Raw genomic sequence first — 16,944 nt, 5'->3', positions numbered from 1 at the left:
CCCACCGCTCAGGCGACAGCGGTTCGGTCACGGCAATGCGCGGCCGACGCGGACAGAGTGTGGTGGCCGTCGTGGCAGCAGGCGTGTCCGCGCGTCAGTCGTGTGCGACGACCGCGACCGGCGCGACGGCGTGGTGCATGACCGCGTGGGCGACGGCACCGATGCGCGCGCCGAAGGGGCTGCGGCGCAGGCGCCGGCCCACCACGACGAGGGAGGCGTCGCGCGAGGCGTCGATCAGGAGGCCGGCGGCACTGCCGAGCCGAGTGACTTCGGCCACCTCAACATCCGGGTACTTCTCGCGCCACGGCAGGAGCACTTCGCTGAGTGCCATGGCGTGTTCCCGGATGATGTCCTCGCGGAGGTCCACGCCTGCGGCCAGGCTGTACGCATAGGAGGACGGGAGGTTCCAGCCCGTCGCGACGGTCAACGTGGCATCGCGACGTCGCGCCTCCTCGAACGCAAAAGTGATCACCGTGCCTTCGGGACCGTCGGTGTCCAGGCCCAGGACCACAGGTCGGAACCCGGTAGCGGTGGACGGAAGGCCGACGGGGTCCTCGACGTGCTCGTCGGCGGGTCTTTCCCCGGCACGCACCAGAACGACGGGCACCTCGGCCCGGGCGACCACCGACTGGCCGACCGACCCGACCAGGAAGCCCATGAGGCCGCTCAGGGCGCGGGAGCCCAGCACGAGCAGTTCCGCGTCGTGCGTGGCGTCGAGCAGAACCTCCGCCGGAACTCCTGTCCGCTGCTCGGTGGTCACCTCCACGCCGGGGTGACGCAGTATCAGCCCCTGCGCTGCTTCCCGGGGAATCCGCTCGGTCCAGTGCTGATGTGTCTCGGTGCCGAGAGGTGGGGCCTCGGCCATGGGCTCCGGCACCGGCTGCCACACGTGCAGCAGCCGTACCGGCCGCTCCCGCAGCGCCGCTTCGCGGGCCGCCCACTCAGCTGCTGCCCGGCTCTCGGGCGAGCCGTCGAGTCCTACGGTGATCGAGCGGGCCATGCTGCCCACCTCCTGTGTCATTCGGTCTGTTCCCAGCGTGTCTTGCGACGGCCCCACGGGCAGGGGGCCGCTGGTCCCGGAAGAGAGCCGACGGTCCCTGTCGACGGGCTGGTGAAACGGGCCCGTCGGCGGACCCGCCCCACCAGCCGTGTTCAGCGCAGCCACCCGTGGTCACGAACGACCGGGAGCCGGGCCCACAGCCGCCCCAGACCGAACACGTCACCGGCCGCGACAGCCGCCAGAGCGATCAGCATCACCGCGTAGACCAGGTGGTAGTCGGCGAACGGGTTCGTCGACATGCTCGCCGAACCGTCCGACAGGTGCTGCGCGGGCGGCCATGTGGCCACCCACATCAACGCCATCATCAGCGTTCCCGCGAGCGCTGCCAGACGCAGCGCCACCCCCGCCGTCAGAGCCAGCCCGACCCCGAGCAGACCCAGCATGAACAGCCAGTCCGCCCAGGCCGCACCCGCCCACGTGTGGAACGTCGACTCCATCGGACCGACAGCGACATGCCCGAGGAAGCCCTCGGTGGGCGAACCACCGTCGATCCAGCCCCTGCCGGAGGCGGTCGCGTAACCGAGGCCGAACGTCTTGTCGAGGAAGGCCCACAGGAAGACGAAACCCATCAGCACACGGGCCGAGGCGAGAAGAAGGGGCGGTGCGCTACGCGTGCCGGCACCCGCCGACACACCAGCCTCCGGATCGGAAGCGGCCTGAGTCCCGCGCAACGACGGCAGGTGGACACGCGAGCTGCGGTGAGCGGACTGGTGCACAGCCATGACGGCGATCCCTTCGACACGGGCCGAGTGCTTCCCGGCACCGCTCACCCTTCCGGACCGCGCCACCCGGCACCCGAGGCCAAAGGTCCACGCCGATGGGCTGAACGGCCCTCAGGAAAAGGGGCGTTCGGCGTGGGCGATCGCCATCACATCGGCGGCACCGGTCACCAGGGGACCTCGCCCCTCGTCGCCGGGACTGCCACGCTGTAAGGCGACGGCCCGGCGAGCTGTCGGCCCCGCTCGACGGCGGCCCGCGGAAGGCACTGGCGGGCCGCTCAGCTGCCGCCCCGCGCCCTCACGAGGCGGGCCGGGTGCTGCGGACCGTGTCAGAGGACTGCCCCAGGGGTGCGTGCCACACCAGCCGTGCCCCCGTTCCTTCGGGACTATCCAGCTCCATGTCGCCACCGAGCGTCCGTGCGCGTTCCGCCATGTTGGCCAGCCCACTGCGGCGGCCTCCGGCCGGGATGCCGACGCCGTTGTCCGTGACCATCAGGCGGACCTGCTTGCCGTCGGTGTCCAGCACCACGTCGGCACGGTCGGCGTGGGCGTGCCGGGCGATGTTGGTCAGGGACTCGGTGAGGACGGCCATGACGTGGTCGGCGATCCGACCGGGCACGTGCGTGTCGAGCAGGCCCTCCATGCGGACGCTGGGGGCGAAGCCCAGAAGAGGAGCTGCCTCGCCGATCGCGCGTACCGCGCGGGAGCGCAGGCCGGGCGCCGACTCGTCGTCGCGGGAGCGCAGGCCGAAGATCGTCGACCTGATGATCTTGATGGTTTCGTCGAGGTCGTCCACCGCCCGCAGGATGCGCTCGGAAGCCACGCCGTCCTGGACCCGCCGCCCAGCACTCTGCAGCGTCATGCCGGTGGCGAAGAGCCGCTGGATGGCCAAGTCGTGCAGGTCGCGTGCGATCCGGTCGCGGTCCTCCAGAAGGGCGATCTGCTCGGCGTCCTGACGGCGTTCGGCCAGCTCCATCGCGACGGCGGCCTGCGCGGCGAAGACCTGGAGAGACTCGGTCTCCTTCCCGGTGAACTCCCGGCCGCCCGACTGCCGGACCAGCAGGACCACTCCCTGGGCCTCGTCGCGCGAGCCGATGGGCACGGCGACGGCCGGTCCCAGCCCGTCGGAGTGCGGCGGGCCGACCGAGAGCGGGGAGTCATGTGAAAGGTCCGCGGTGCTGACAGGGGCGCGGTGGACGAACGCCCTTCCGACGAGAGTGCCTTCCACCGGCAGGACGACCCCCCGCCATGCGTCGGCCTCCTGGCCTATCGCGAGTTCCACGGCGAGTGTGTCCGTCCCGCTCACCGGCATGGCCACCACGCTCAGGGCCGAAGCGGTGATCTCCCTGGCCCGGTCCGCGATCAGCGGCAGCACCCCGCCCTGGTCGGCACCGGACATCAACGTGTGGGTGATCTCCGCGTTCGCCTGCAGCCAGCGTTCCCGCAGCCGGGACTCCTCGTAGAGGCGGGCGTTGTCGATCGCCACGCCGGCCGCCACGGCCAGCGTGGCGAGCACCGACTCGTCGTCCTCGTCGAACTGCTGCCCACCGCGCTTCTCCGTCAGGTACAGGTTCCCGAAGACGTGATCGCGCACCCGGATGGGGACGCCGAGGAAGGTGTTCATCGGCGGGTGGTCGGCCGGGAAGCCGTAGGAGGCCGGGTGCTCGGAGAGCTTGGGCAGTCGCAACGGCTCCGGGTGGCGGATGAGCTCGCCCAGGATGCCGTGGCCTTCCGGGTAGGGCCCGATCCTCGCGATCTGTTCCTCGTCCACACCCACCGTGTGGAAAGCCGACAGCCGTTTGCCGTCCGGGCCGATCACTCCGAGCGCGGCGTACTCGGCGTCGACCAGGGCCGCCGCGGCCTCCACGATACTGCGCAGCGCCTGCTCCAGGTCCAGCTCACGGCCGACCGACAGCACGGCCTCCAGGAGGCTGTGAACCCGGTCCCGGGTCCCGCGCGCCGCGTCCAGCCGGGCCTGCAGCTCCTCCAGCAACTCGTCCAGCCGCAGTTGCGGCAGCCGTACCCGAGCCTCGCGGGCTCCTTCGGCGCTCTCCACCCGCTGCTCCTCCAACGCCGCACCGCCTGTCGGCAACTGGCCCGTTCAGCCTCCACAGTAACGGCTCGAACAGGAAGGAGGACAAGAGACCGCCGGCGGTGTTCCGGGCGACGGCCTTCAGCGGCCGTCGGGTCGCATACGGTCGCGAGCCTGGGTGGCGATGACCGCGGCCTGGACGCGGCGCTCCACGCCCAGCTTGGCGAGCAGGCGGGAGATGTGGTTCTTCACCGTCTTCTCCGCGAGGTACAGCCGCTGCCCGATCTGCCGGTTGGTCAGCCCTTCACCGATCAGGTCGAGAATCTCACGCTCGCGGTCGGTCAGCCCCGGCAGCATCTCCGGCTCCTCGGCCGCCTGCCCGCCCCGCAGCCGTGCCATGAGCTTGGTCGTGGCGCTCGCGTCCAGCAGCGACTGGCCACGGGCCACCGTCCGCACGGCCGTGACGAGGTCCGATCCCTGGATCTGCTTCAGGACGTACCCGGCGGCTCCCGCCATGATCGAGTCCAGCAGTGCCTCCTCGTCGTCGAAGGAGGTGAGCATCAGACAGGCCAGGTCCGGTATCGTCGAGCGCAGTTCACGGCAGACGGTCACCCCGTCGCCGTCGGGCAGACGCACGTCGAGGACGGCCACGTCGGGGCGCAGGGCGGGGACCCGCACCAATGCCTGCTCCGCCGTCGCCGCTTCTCCGATGACCGTGATGCCCGGTTCGTCCTCCAGTAGGTCGTGCACCCCTCGCCGTACCACCTCGTGGTCGTCCAGGAGGAACACCCTGATCGGCCTCCCCGTGCTGCCGTCCTGCTCGCCGTGCGCCATCGACCGCTCCTCGTATGCCTGGTCCTGTGCCGACATCCTCATCTTCCCGGACAGCCCGGGACCAGGGCCGGTCGGCCCCATTTTCGCCCGCGTCAGTGGGCCACGAGCCCGTGCTCACGGAACTGGCCCCGTACCCGGTCCACCAGCGCCGGGTCGGGTATCGGGGTGTCACGCAGAGGGAAGGGGATGTCCAGTGCGTCGTACTTGGCGGCGCCGAGCTTGTGGAACGGCAGGACGTCGACCCGCTCCACGCAGCCCAGGCCCGAGAGGAACGCGGCGAGTCCGTCGACGGCGATCTCGTCGTCGGTCCAGCCGGGCACCAGGACGTACCTGATCCACACGCGCTTGCCCAGGGTCTCCAGACGGGTCACGAAGCTGAGGGTGGGAGCGAGTGCGCCGCCGGTCAGCTTCCTGTAGGTGGTGATGTCGAAGGACTTGATGTCGAGGAGCACCAGATCGGTATCGGCGAGGAGCTCGTCCGAGGCCCGGGCCCCCAGGAGGCCCGAGGTGTCGAGGGCGGTGTGCAGACCGGCCTGCTTGCAGCGGCGCAGGACCGCCGCGGTGAAGGTCGACTGGAGCAGAGGTTCACCACCGGTGACGGTGACCCCGCCCCCCGCTGTGGTGATGAAGCCCCGGAGCTTGCCGATCTCAGCCATCACCTCGTCGACGGTGGCCTCCCGTCCGTCGCGCATGTGCCAGGTGTCGGGATTGGCGCAGTACAGGCAGCGCAGCGGGCAGCCGCTCACGAAGAGCACGAACCGGGTCCCGGGACCGTCCACGCCGGTGGACAGGTCCCAGGAGTGGATCCGGCCTGTCGTCAAGGTGCTCACAGTGCGCCGTGGAAGGTGCGGCTGATCACGTCGAGCTGCTGCTCGCGGGTCAGGCGGACGAAGTTCACCGCGTAGCCGGAGACCCTGACGGTCAGCTCGGGGTAGTTCTCCGGGTGCTCCATGGCGTCCTCCAGCACGGCCCGGCTCAACACGTTGACGTTCATGTGGAAGCCGCCCGCGGACACGTAGGCGTCGAGGATGCCGACCAGGTGGCCGGCCCGTTCCCCGGGGACGTGCCCCAGCCCTTCCGGGGTGATCGTGGTGGTCAGGGAGATGCCGTCCCGTGCGGCGTCGTAGGGGAGCTTGGCCACCGAGAGGGCGGAGGCGGCCACTCCGTGCTTGTCTCGGCCGTTCATCGGGTTGGCGCCGGGAGCGAAGGGCTGCCCGGCGCGCCGGCCGTCAGGAGTGTTGCCCGTGTGCTTGCCGTACACGACGTTGGAGGTGATGGTCAGCACGGACTGGGTGTGCTCCGCGTCGCGGTAGGCGGGGTGCTTTCGCACCTTCGCCATGAACGACTCCACCAGGTCGACGGCGATGCTGTCGGCACGGTCGTCGTTGTTTCCGTACACCGGGAATTCCCCCTCGGTCCGGAAATCCACGGCCAGCCCCGTCCGGTCGCGGAAGACCTTGACACGGGCGTGCTTGACGGCGGACAGGCTGTCCACGGCGACGGACAGGCCGGCGATGCCGCAGGCCATGAAGCGGTGGACGGGGTAGTCGTGCAGCGCCATCTCGATGCGCTCGTAGGCGTACTTGTCGTGCATGTAGTGGATGACGTTGAGCGCGTCGACGTACGTCTGCGCGAGCCAGTCCAGGACGCGGTCGTACGCCGCCGACAGCTCGTCGTAGTCGAGGTACTCACCGGTCAGCGGCGCCGTCTCGGGGGCGATCTGGTCGCCGGTCATCTCGTCCTGGCCGCCGTTGACGGCGTACAGCAGTGCCTTGGCGAGGTTGACGCGGGCTCCGAAGAACTGCATCTGCCTGCCCACCACCATGGCGGAGACGCAGCAGGCGATCGCCGTGTCGTCGCCGGTGCGCTCGCGCATCAGGTCGTCCGACTCGTACTGGACGGCGCTGGTGTCGATGGACACCTGTGCGCAGAACTCCTTGAAGCCGTCCGGAAGTCGCGAGGACCACAGCACGGTCAGGTTCGGTTCCGGGGCGGGACCGAGGTTGTACAGGGTCTGCAGGAAACGGAAGGAGGTGCGGGTGACCAGCGGGCGGCCGTCGGCACCGATGCCACCGATGGACTCCGTCACCCAGGTCGGGTCGCCGGAGAACAGCGCGTCGTACTCAGGGGTGCGCAGGAAACGGACGATGCGGAGCTTGATGACGAAGTCGTCGATCAGTTCCTGGGCGCGCGTCTCGTCGAGGAGTCCTGCGTCCAGATCGCGCTGGAGGTAGACGTCCAGGAAAGTGGAGGTCCGGCCGAGCGACATCGCCGCGCCGTTCTGCTCCTTCACGGCGGCCAGGTAGCCGAGGTAGAGCCATTGCACGGCCTCGTGCGCGGTGGCCGCAGGACGGCTGACGTCACAGCCGTACGTGGCCGCCATCGCCGTCAGCTCGCCCAGCGCCCGGATCTGTTCGGCGAGTTCCTCCCGGTCGCGGATGACGTCGGCGGTGGACGGCCTGCCGTCGAGACCGGCGCGTTCGGCGTGCTTGGCCTCGATGAGCCGGTCGGTGCCGTAGAGGGCGACGCGCCGGTAGTCCCCGATGATCCGGCCACGGCCGTAGGCGTCCGGCAGGCCGGTGATGATGCCGACCCTGCGGGCGGCGCGCATCGCCGGGGTGTAGGCGTCGAACACGCCGGCGTTGTGGGTCTTGCGGTACGTGTCGAACACCCGCGTCACGAACGGGTCCGGCTCGTAGCCGTACGCCTTCAGCCCGTTCTCCACCATGCGCAGACCGCCGTTGGGCATGATCGCCCGCTTCAGCGGCGCGTCGGTCTGCAGGCCGACGATCAGCTCGCGGTCGCGGTCGATCCAGCCGGGGGCGTGCGAGGTGATGGTGGAGGGGGTGGCGGTGTCCACGTCGAGGATGCCCTTGCGGCGCTCCTCGGGGAACAGCGCGCTGACCTTCTCCCATACCGCCCGTGTGCGGTCCGTGGCACCCGCCAGGAAGGCGGCGTCGCCTTCGTAGGGCGTGTAGTTGGCCTGGATGAAATCACGCACGTCGATACGCGCACGCCACCCGCTCCCCGTGAACTGCCGCCAGGCGTCGGCGGTCCGGGGGGCGGCTGTCACCGTCGCGGTCATCGCAGGTCCTCTCGTCGGACGGTCTCGTCACTGCCGATGCTCGCCGTACGGGCCGGTGGCGGGCAGTGCCGGTCAGGGCACCGGGCGTGTCCCGTGCGGCCCCGATCGGCGGGACCTTCGGCCTCCCACGGACAGATACCGGGCGCGGTGGGGCGAGCCGGCCGGCGGCAGTCTTCGCTCCGGAGCCGAACGGGTGGCGTGAAGCGCGGGCCCGCGCTCGCCCCTGACGCCGCGTCCGGCCGACGCACAGACCAGATCGGATCGGGATGCTGGTGGCGGTGGTGTTCGTCCACCGGCTGCTACAGGCGCGATCTGGGTCGGGAGCCTCGTCCTCGGCTACGAACCGCGCCACCAGGAGCTCCACTCGAACCAGGGCCCCGCATCGCCCGCCACCGGCGTGTTCTGCCGGGGGCAGTGGACGCGAGGACGCACGGCCCGTTCCGGACGAGGAGCGGTAGGGCCGACGCGCTCGCGCGCCCGGCCGGCCGGTCCGTTGCCTGACCTCCGGGGCCCCGAGCCGATCGGCCCCACAGGGAAGGCCGATCGGCCCATCTGGCCCCGCACCGGGACCGCCAGGATGGTGAGCACAGTTCCCCTGCACACCACCTTGTCGAGGAGACCCATGCTTTCGCCCGATTCGGCCGCCGTCGTCCGCGCAACCCTGCCCGCCGTCGGCGGGGCTCTGGACGAGATCACGGCTCGGTTCTACGGCACCATGTTCGCCGAGCAGCCCGAACTGCTGGACGGGCTGTTCAACCGCGGCAACCAGGCCAGCGGTGGTCAGCGCCGTGCTCTCGCCGGTTCCATCGCCGCCTTCGCGCAGGCGCTGCTCGCCGATCCCGACACCAGGCCGGACGCGCTGCTTTCCCGGATCGCCCACAAGCATGCCGCGCTCGGTGTGACCGAGGACCAGTACACGATCGTCCACAAGTACCTCTTCCGTGCCATCGCGGAGGTGCTCGGCGAAGCGGTCACGCCGCAGGTGGCCGCCGCTTGGGACGAGGTGTACTGGCTCATGGCCGGCGCCCTGATCGCCCAGGAAGCCCGTCTCTATCAGGAGGCGCAGATCGACCCCCGTCACCCCTGGCGGCGGTGGACGGTGGTGGAACGGCGCGAGGAGACCCCCGACGTGGTCTCCTTCCTGCTGCGCCCGGCCGACGAGGGTCCCGTGCCACCCGCCCGCGCCGGCCAGTACGTCAGCGTCAGGGTGCGGATGCCCGACGGCATACACCAGGTGCGCCAGTACAGCCTGTCGGGCGCCCCCGGCGACCAGCTGCGCCGGGTCACCGTGAAACGGGTGGCGAGCCTGTCCGGCGCGCCCGAGGGCGAGGTGTCCACCCAGTTGCACCGCACCGTCGGGGCCGGTGACGAACTCACCCTGTCCGCTCCGTTCGGCGATGTGGTCCTCGACGAGGCCGACAGCCCTCTGCTGCTGGTCTCGGCCGGCATCGGCTGCACCCCGATGGTCGGCATGCTCGAACACCTCGCGGCGACCGGGGCCACCCGCCCCATCACAGTGCTGCACGCCGACCGTTCTCCGGCAGACCACGCCCTGCGCTCGGACACACGCCGACTGGTCGGTCACCTGCCTGCCGCCCGCGCCGAGTTCTGGTACGAGCAGAACGCCGCTGCCGAGCCCGGCGCCCATTCCGGCCTGATGGACCTCAAAGGGCTGAACCCGTCCGGCGACACCGACGTCTACCTTTGCGGCTCCCTGCCCTTCATGCGGGCCGTCAGGGCACAGCTGCTCCAGTCAGGCGTCCCGGCGCGCCACATCCGCTACGAGGTCTTCGGCCCCGACCTGTGGCTGGCCCACACGGAAGCATGAGCGCAGGCGGTGCGAGGGTCGTGGTGTCGACGACCCGATCAGTGAGGGAGACCCGGCGGCGAGGAGCGGCCGTCGTCGCCAACCACCGGTAGCTGCTTGACGAGCCGCCTGCGGAGGTTCTTGCCCTGCGCACTCCTGCGGTCCGTCCGGGTTGTACTGGTCGGCCCCACCCTGTCCCTGGCCCCGGCGGGCCACGGTTCAGGGCCGTGTGGCGCGCAGGGAGGGGCGACCAACCCGCGTGCCGCAGGGTGAGTGACACACGTGAGCCTGCGAAGGAGAGCCGCCATGAGGACGCGGGAAATCGATGCCACCGCCGTCCAGACCCTGCTGGCCGCGGCGGTGGCCACGCCCTTGAAGCGATCGTGACAGAGATGATCACTGAGGCGCACGCGCAGGGCGCGCGCCTCGAGGTCACCGGCATCGTAGGGACCAGGCGTCTGCTGCGGTTGACCGAGGCGGGCGAGGTCCGTAACGCCTCCCGCCCCGGCCGCACGGCGGATGCGCACCGCTGCTCACCGCCCCAGGGCTCGACTCCGGGTACGGCCTCCCCGTCTACGCGGTGGGAGCCCCGGACGCGTCCGGTCGCATTCCGATACGGGACTTCACCGGTCAGCTACCCGTGCCGCACCTTCCTGCCCTGCACTTCGAACACCACTCGCAGGTAGCGCTGTTGTGGACGGCGCGGGACCGGCACAAGGACGGGCCGAGGACAGGCCTAACGCTGCAACACGTGTTGCTCACAGCGACCTCGTACGGGATACGCACCTCCATGCTGCACCGGGCGATGGAAGGGATGGATCTGCGGCGGCGGTGAGCGGATTGCAGCAGCGGTGCCCGCAGTCGCTGATCCGGTCCGGGTACGGCCCCGAGGGCAGCCGCACCCCGCGTGCGCCGCGCCGCCCCCATGCCCAGGTCGGCAGTCTCCGGTGGGAGGGCCGCCTCACCCGGTCGACCGTGTCCGGTCGGCTTCGCAGAGCGGACAGGCATGCGGCAACGCTCGCGGCTTCCGCCTCAGCCGACCGTACGCGTGCCTGTGATCTCGCGTCCCGTGACCAACTCGGACTCGATGCGCACGAAGACACCGTCACGTACGGGCATCCAGGAATGCGGGCCGGACCGCGAGAGCCGTTCGTGCTCGTCGGGCTCGGCCACCACGCCGGCCCGACCGGTGACGACCACGCTCCAGCCCGACCGGGTCGCCATGGTGAACTCGTCCGCCTCGAAAGCGACCACGGCACCATCAATGGCCTGCACGAGGTCAGAGACCGCCGAGGTGTACAGCAGAACGGAGTCGTCCTCGTCCAGGAAGAAGTTGACCGGGAGGACCGCGGGCAGCGCCTGCCGGGTGTACACGACCCGGCCGAGCGGCACCTTGGCCAGCAGACGAAGGCATTCCATCCGGTCGAGAATGCGAAGGGCGTCGTTCTCGAGCATCCCACCATTCTTCGCGTCGCGGTGTGACGCCGGGTAGGGCCGGTCGGCCCCTTCTGCGGATCCCGGCGGCAGACGGCCGCATCCCCCGCTCCGACCGAGTCCTGTGGGCAACCCGGGGAGTGGTTTCGAAGAGAGGGCCGGCCGGATTCGGTGGAGGACCGTCAGCCTCGCGGCAGGGCCTCTTGGCCCATGCCGCCCCGGCGCCCCGGCGGCGCGGTCTCGCCATCGGAGTCTTCGGCGTGGGTATGGGTGGCACCGACATCAGCGCCCTGACCACGGTGAAGTTGGTCGACGCCCACAGCATGTCCGCGCCGTTCCTGATCACCGCGGCGGGTCACCCGCGCCGCTGCGCCACCTCACCCGGCCTCACATCGCTCACCCCCACGTCGAGGGCGGTGCCCGAGCCCCTCATCGCGTCGGGGAACGCACGGATGGACGAGAGTCCGACAGCCTCCACGGCTGTGAACAGGTCGTCCCTCCGGCTGGGAGCGGCCCCTCGTGCACCGTCGGCATGACCTGCGCCGCCGAAGAGGCCGTCATCCGGGCCAAGGCGGTTGCGACGCGGCACTCGCCGAGGCCCGCGACTGCCGACAACCGCCTGATGCGCGGAGCAGCTGTACGTACTTTGGTTGACGCCGAAGCTGTCGCGCTCTGTCACCGTGCTTCGAGATGCGCCCCCGGTGCCGACGCACCCGGGCGCCACTACCGAGGGAGCGGGAATGAAGGTGGACGGACTGCGGCCGGTTCCGGTCGTCGTGGTGACGCTGGCGACGGTGGCCCTGCCGGCCGGCTGCGGAGGCGGCGATGGGGCCGGAGACAGCGGAGGCAGTGCAGTGACCGAGGAAGCAGCGAGGGGCAAGTCGGCGGGGAGGACGAGCGACGGCCCGTTGGAGGCCGCCGGCCTCGAGAGCGTGGCGGTCGCCGAAGCGGACCTGCCCGAAATACACCTTCACCGTCTTCGAGCAGGGCACCGTCCTCGGGGCCAAGAGGAAGCCCGCCGACCCGGCAGCCTGCCAGCCCATGGAGGACATCCGGCTGCGCCCGCCCGAACCGGCGCCGACCGCGGCGGCGGCCCGATCCGTCCGCCCGAAGACGGACACGAAGGCCACCGACATCACTCTCTACGCCTATGGCAAGGCCGCCGACGCCGAAGAACCCCTCACCCGTTCGCAACGCGGCGACGAACTGCACCAGCTACGAGGACGACATGGGCCTCGACCCGACCGTCACCGCTCTCCCCGACCGCGACCCGGGCCCGGGCCCGGCCGACGATGCCTTCGCCTACAGAAGGGAGCTGGCGGGAACGGTGCACTTGGTACCGGGTGGTGCGCAGCGGGCCCCATGTGGCCGTCTTCGGCTGGCAGAGCCTGGTCGCGCACAAGAAGGCGGGCGAGGCCCCGGACGAGGTGATCGCCGCGCAGCTCGAAAAGCTGACGGAGTCGGCAGGCACGGACCGAGCCCCCTCCTTTCAGCCGGAAGAGCTCGTAACACCATCGTGCTGAAGTGGGTTGGTCCTGCCTCGATTCGGCCCTCCGCTTGCGTCCTCTGCCGAGTCCCAGGGGAACGGGCCGAACCGGCGAACCCGGCCAAACGGTCGAGGTCGGCGAACCGGTGAGGTCACCGCAGGTCCGCGCTGACGAGCTCCGTTTGGGGAGCCGGTCCCATGCCAGGCATCCTGAGGATGGCCCGGCCTCCTGTTTCTCACGGAGGCGGGCTCCGATCCTGGCGCCGCGTTCGGCTGCTCCGCCGTTGTGGGCGCCGCACAGAGCCGGGCGCGCGGCGCGATCGTCGCCGAGAGCCTCCTTGCCGGTGCCACCTCCAGGCGGGGTCCGGCTCGGCGCACTTCTTCCCCACGACCGGGCCGAGCCACGTCTCCTGCTCGCCGTTCCGCGCTCCGGAGGCACCACGCCCGGAGGCCGGCCGGGCCGCCGCCCCGGAGGGGACCGAGGGGAGCGGGCGGCAGCCGGGGCGCGGGGCTCCTCGGCCCTCTGGCCAGGGCCGGGTCGCCCTCCCCACCAGGACCGGCCGCCCCTGGTACGTGACTGCGGAGCGCGGCAGTCTTGAGGTGTGGCGGCACGGTCACCGGCAGTGGAGCAAGGGGGCGCCCGGCGCCTCGGTGCCCGTGAGACCTGCGGCATCATCCGAGCGCTCCACGACCGCTGCCGAACGGACCCACCACGGCGGCACCTGTCGGGCGAACGCGTGGACCCCGTGGCGGGACGGCTCGCAGAAGTGGGCGTCACGCGGCGCCTGCCAGATGTGGCGGGGCGTCGGAGTCGGCCATCGGATCCGGCTCTCTCTGCCCGTGCTCGTGAAGGAGGATTGATGGTCACCCCTCGCACTGTCGGTGAGGTCATGACACGGGAAGTCGTGCAGGCCGGCCCGACGACACCGTTCAAGGAGGTCGTGCGACTGCTCGACCACCACCGGATCAGCGGCCTGCCGGTGGTCGACGCCGACGACAAAGTCCTCGGTGTGCTGTCCGGAAGCGATCTGGTAGGCGCCCAGGCGTATCGGGAAGGCTCAGCTCCGCGCCAGGCCGTGACCGCGCAGGAGGTGATGTCAAGCCCGGCCGTCACCGTGCACCCGGAGCAGTCCGTACCGGACGCCGCCCGGCTCATGGAGCGCCGCGGTGTAGAGCGGCTGCCCGTGGTGGACGAGGCCGACCGCCTGATCGGCATCGCCACCCGCCGCGACCTCCTCCGGGTCTTCCTGCGTGCGGACGAGGACATCCGCCGAGAGGTGACCGAGGAGATCGTCGGCGGAGCGGAGGGACTGCCGTCCGACACGGTCCTCGTCTCCGTTCGCGACGGTGTCATCACTCTCGAGGGCCGGGTGGAACTGCGTTCCCGGGTACCGGAGATCGTCTACGCCGCCTGGCGCCTCGAAGGCGTGGTCGGAGTGGTGAACGGTCTGGGCTACCGCATCGACGACTGTCCGGCACCGGCCGGACCCGCTCGCATCGGGAGTTCATGAGCGCCCGGCGAGCAGCCTCGACCGGCGGCTCGGGCGGCCTGGGCCGACGGTCCCTACCGAGGCGGGCCGGACGGCGTCGACGAAGGCCCTCCGGGTCCTCCTGCACCAGTCGGCACCGAAGGACAGTGAGGGCAGAGAGCCGGGCGGTTCACCGTCGCACCGCTCCCGGCCGGCACCGCCGCACACCACGGCGGCCCCTGACAACGGAGGCACACCACCATGACCCGACAGGACGTACGGACCGAGGACCGCGCCAGGACCGACGCCCGGTCCGACGCCGAGGTCGCCGTGGACCGTCTGGTCGCGGCCGGTCTCAAGGCACTCGCCGACTACGAGAGCCTCACCCAGGAACAGGTCGACCACATCGTCAAGAAGGCGTCGGTAGCAGCCCTGGACCAGCACACCGCGCTGGCCCGTCTGGCGGTCGAGGAGACGGGACGCGGGGTCTTCGAGGACAAGGCCGCCAAGAACATGTTCGCCTGCGAGCACGTCACGCACAGCATGGACCGCATGAAGACCGTCGGAGTCATCGGCCGGGACGACATCGAGAACATGGTCGAGATCGCCGAACCGGTGGGCGTGGTGGCCGCGGTCACCCCCGTCACCAACCCGACCTCGACCACGATTTTCAAAGCACTGATGGCGCTGAAGACCCGAAACCCGGTGATCTTCGCGTTCCACCCCTCCTCCCAGCGGTGCAGTGCCGAAGCGGCCCGCGTCGTACGGGACGCGGCCGTCGCCGCCGGTGCACCGGAGCACTGCGTGCAGTGGATCGAGGCCCCTTCCGTCGAGGCGACCAACACGCTGATGCGGCACCCCGGGGTCTCCCTGATCCTCGCCACCGGCGGCAACGCCATGGTCAAGGCCGCCTACTCGGCCGGCAAGCCCGCACTCGGCGTCGGCGCCGGCAACGTCCCCGCATACGTCCACCGCAGCGCCAAGCTGCGCAGGGCCGTCAACGACCTGGTGCTGTCCAAGTCGTTCGACAACGGCATGATCTGCGCCTCCGAGCAGGCCGTCATCCTGGACACGGAGATCCACGACGCGGCACTCGCCGAGTTCAGCACCCTGCACGCCCATCTGGCCACCCCACAGGAGAAGGCGAAGCTGGAGACCTTCCTGTTCCCGGCCACCGGTGGTTCGGGGGGCGGCTGCGAGCCCAAGGTCAACGCCGCCGCTGTCGGCCAGAGCCCCGCGTGGATCGCCGAGAGGGCCGGGTTCTCGGTGCCGGAGAACACCTCGGTCATCCTCGTCCAAGCCGAACGCGTCGGCCCCGACGAGCCGTTGACCCGCGAGAAGCTCTGCCCGGTGCTCGCCGTGCTGCGGGCCGAGGACGAACGTCACGGCTTCGACCTGGCCGCCGACATGGTCGCCTTCCACGGTCAGGGCCACAGCGCCGTCATCCACACCGAGGACGCGGCTGTGGCGGAGGCGTACGGCATGCGGATGAAGACCGCCCGGATCATCGTCAACTCCCCCTCCTCCCAGGGCGCGATCGGCGGCATCTACAACGGCTTGCTGCCCTCACTCACCTTGGGTTGCGGCTCCTGGGGCAGCACCTCGGTCTCCAACAACGTCTCCGCCGCCCAGCTGCTGAACGTCAAGCGAGTCTCCACCCGCCGCAACAACCTCCAGTGGTTCAAGGTCCCACCGAAGATCTACTTCGAACCGCAGGCCATCCGCTACCTGACCTCCATGCCCGACGTCCACCGCGTCACCATCGTCACGGACGCCACCATGACCCGCCTCGGGTTCGTCGACCGCATCAGCCGCGCACTGCAGCAGCGTCGGGAACCGGTCACCCTCCAGATCATCGACAACGTCCAGCCCGAACCCAGCATCGACTCCGTCCAGCACGGTGCCGACCTCATGCGGGACTTCCGCCCCGACACGATCATCGCGCTCGGCGGCGGTTCCCCCATGGACGCCGCCAAGGTCATGTGGCTGCTGTACGAGCAGCCCGGCATCGACTTCGCGGACATGCGGCAGAAGTTCTCCGACATCCGCAAGCGCGCCTTCCGCTTCCCCGCCCTGGGCAAGCTGGCCCGTCTGGTCTGCGTGCCCACCACCTCCGGCACCGGTGCCGAGGTCACCCCCTTCGCCGTCATCTCCGATCCCGCCACCGGCAAGAAGTACCCCCTGGCCGACTACGCGCTCACGCCCAGCGTGGCCATCATCGACCCCCTGCTCACCACGGTCCTGCCCCCTGCCCTCGCTGCCGACAGCGGCTTCGACGCCCTCACCCACGCCATCGAGGCGTACGCGTCCGTCTACGCCAACGACTTCACCGACGGCCTCGCGCTGCACGCCATCCGCCTGGTCTTCGACCACCTGGAGGCAGCGGTCACCGACCGCGAGGGCGCCCCGGAAGCCCGGGAGAAGATGCACAACGCCGGCACCATCGCCGGCATGGCCTTCGGAAACGCCTTCCTCGGCATCGTCCACGCCATGTCCCACACCCTCGGTGCGACCTTCCACATCGCGCACGGGCGCACCAACGCCGTGCTGCTCCCCCATGTCATCCGCTACAACGGCACCATACCGACGAAGCTGACCGGCTGGCCCAAGTACGAGGACTACCGCGCTCCCGAACGCTTCCAGGACATCGCACGCGCCCTGGGGCTGCCCGCCACGACCCCGGCCGAGGGCGTGGAGTCCCTCGCCGCGGCCGTCGAGCGCCTGCGCGACGCCGTCGGCATCGAGCCGACGTTCAAGGCGCTGGGGGTCGACGAACGGACCTTCCTGGACGCGCTTCCGCAGCAGGCCATCAACGCCTACGAGGACCAGTGCGCACCGGCGAACCCCCGCATGCCGATGCTGGACGACATGCGGGAGCTGATGCGCACGGCTTACTACGGCTGAGCACGGGGCGGTCATCTCCGCGCGGAGCTGCTGCCAAGGTTCTCCCCTGGCAGCACTGGCGGAGGACCGCCCGCAGGCCCGATCACCGTCCGGAGTGCTTGGCGACCCGGACTG

General features: G+C 70.5%; 10 protein-coding genes and 1 pseudogene. 4 read left to right on the top strand and 7 right to left on the bottom strand.

Annotation, left to right across the window (positions count from 1 at the left end; translation table 11 throughout):
• Positions 1–94: 94 nt before the first annotated feature.
• The 6 genes from DJ476_RS31240 to pflB form a co-directional block, all read right to left on the bottom strand.
• Positions 95–1,000 carry a universal stress protein gene (locus DJ476_RS31240; RefSeq protein ID WP_103417898.1) on the bottom strand — a complete coding sequence of 302 codons (906 nt, stop codon included), beginning with the start codon at positions 998–1,000 and terminating at the stop codon, positions 95–97.
• Between the two features lie 152 nt (positions 1,001–1,152).
• Positions 1,153–1,782, bottom strand: coding sequence for a DoxX family membrane protein (locus DJ476_RS31235; RefSeq protein ID WP_112492080.1), 630 nt, complete (start codon positions 1,780–1,782; stop codon positions 1,153–1,155).
• A 295-nt stretch (positions 1,783–2,077) separates the two neighbouring features.
• Complete coding sequence (locus DJ476_RS31230) at positions 2,078–3,835, bottom strand: GAF domain-containing sensor histidine kinase (RefSeq protein ID WP_112492079.1); 1,758 nt, start codon at positions 3,833–3,835, stop codon at positions 2,078–2,080.
• Positions 3,836–3,952: 117 nt separating this feature from the next.
• A complete protein-coding gene (locus DJ476_RS31225; RefSeq protein ID WP_112492078.1) occupies positions 3,953–4,645 on the bottom strand; it encodes a response regulator in 693 nt (230 codons plus the stop codon).
• A gap of 92 nt (positions 4,646–4,737) precedes the next feature.
• The gene (pflA, locus tag DJ476_RS31220) at positions 4,738–5,475 is read right to left on the bottom strand and encodes a pyruvate formate-lyase-activating protein (RefSeq protein ID WP_103417895.1); all 738 of its coding nucleotides are present in this window, start codon (positions 5,473–5,475) and stop codon (positions 4,738–4,740) included.
• Positions 5,472–7,730 carry a formate C-acetyltransferase gene (gene pflB, locus DJ476_RS31215; protein ID WP_112492077.1) on the bottom strand — a complete coding sequence of 753 codons (2,259 nt, stop codon included), beginning with the start codon at positions 7,728–7,730 and terminating at the stop codon, positions 5,472–5,474. The genes pflA and pflB overlap by 4 nt, the downstream gene beginning before the upstream one ends.
• A gap of 622 nt (positions 7,731–8,352) precedes the next feature.
• Here pflB and DJ476_RS31210 point away from each other — a divergent pair.
• Entirely contained in the window at positions 8,353–9,558 is a 1,206-nt protein-coding gene (locus tag DJ476_RS31210) for a globin domain-containing protein (protein ID WP_112492076.1), read from the top strand.
• Positions 9,559–10,569: 1,011 nt separating this feature from the next.
• Here DJ476_RS31210 and DJ476_RS31200 read toward each other — a convergent pair.
• Positions 10,570–10,992, bottom strand: a complete 423-nt coding sequence (locus DJ476_RS31200) for a pyridoxamine 5'-phosphate oxidase family protein (protein ID WP_103417891.1) — start codon at positions 10,990–10,992, stop codon at positions 10,570–10,572.
• Positions 10,993–11,195: 203 nt separating this feature from the next.
• Here DJ476_RS31200 and DJ476_RS35855 point away from each other — a divergent pair.
• The 3 genes and pseudogenes from DJ476_RS35855 to adhE all read left to right on the top strand — a co-directional run.
• Positions 11,196–11,324, top strand: a pseudogene (locus tag DJ476_RS35855) (MFS transporter); the annotation flags it as partial.
• 1,993 nt (positions 11,325–13,317) lie between these two features.
• Positions 13,318–13,968, top strand: coding sequence for a CBS domain-containing protein (locus DJ476_RS31185; RefSeq protein ID WP_162638815.1), 651 nt, complete (start codon positions 13,318–13,320; stop codon positions 13,966–13,968).
• A gap of 219 nt (positions 13,969–14,187) precedes the next feature.
• The gene (adhE, locus tag DJ476_RS31180; RefSeq protein WP_103417889.1) at positions 14,188–16,830 is read left to right on the top strand and encodes a bifunctional acetaldehyde-CoA/alcohol dehydrogenase; all 2,643 of its coding nucleotides are present in this window, start codon (positions 14,188–14,190) and stop codon (positions 16,828–16,830) included.
• The last annotated feature ends 114 nt before the right edge of the window (positions 16,831–16,944 follow it).

This window comes from Streptomyces bacillaris, from assembly GCF_003268675.1.
Classification (GTDB): domain Bacteria; phylum Actinomycetota; class Actinomycetes; order Streptomycetales; family Streptomycetaceae; genus Streptomyces; species Streptomyces bacillaris.
The sequence above is the reverse complement of the archived record's forward strand: the minus strand, read 5'-3'. Positions and strand labels throughout refer to the sequence as shown.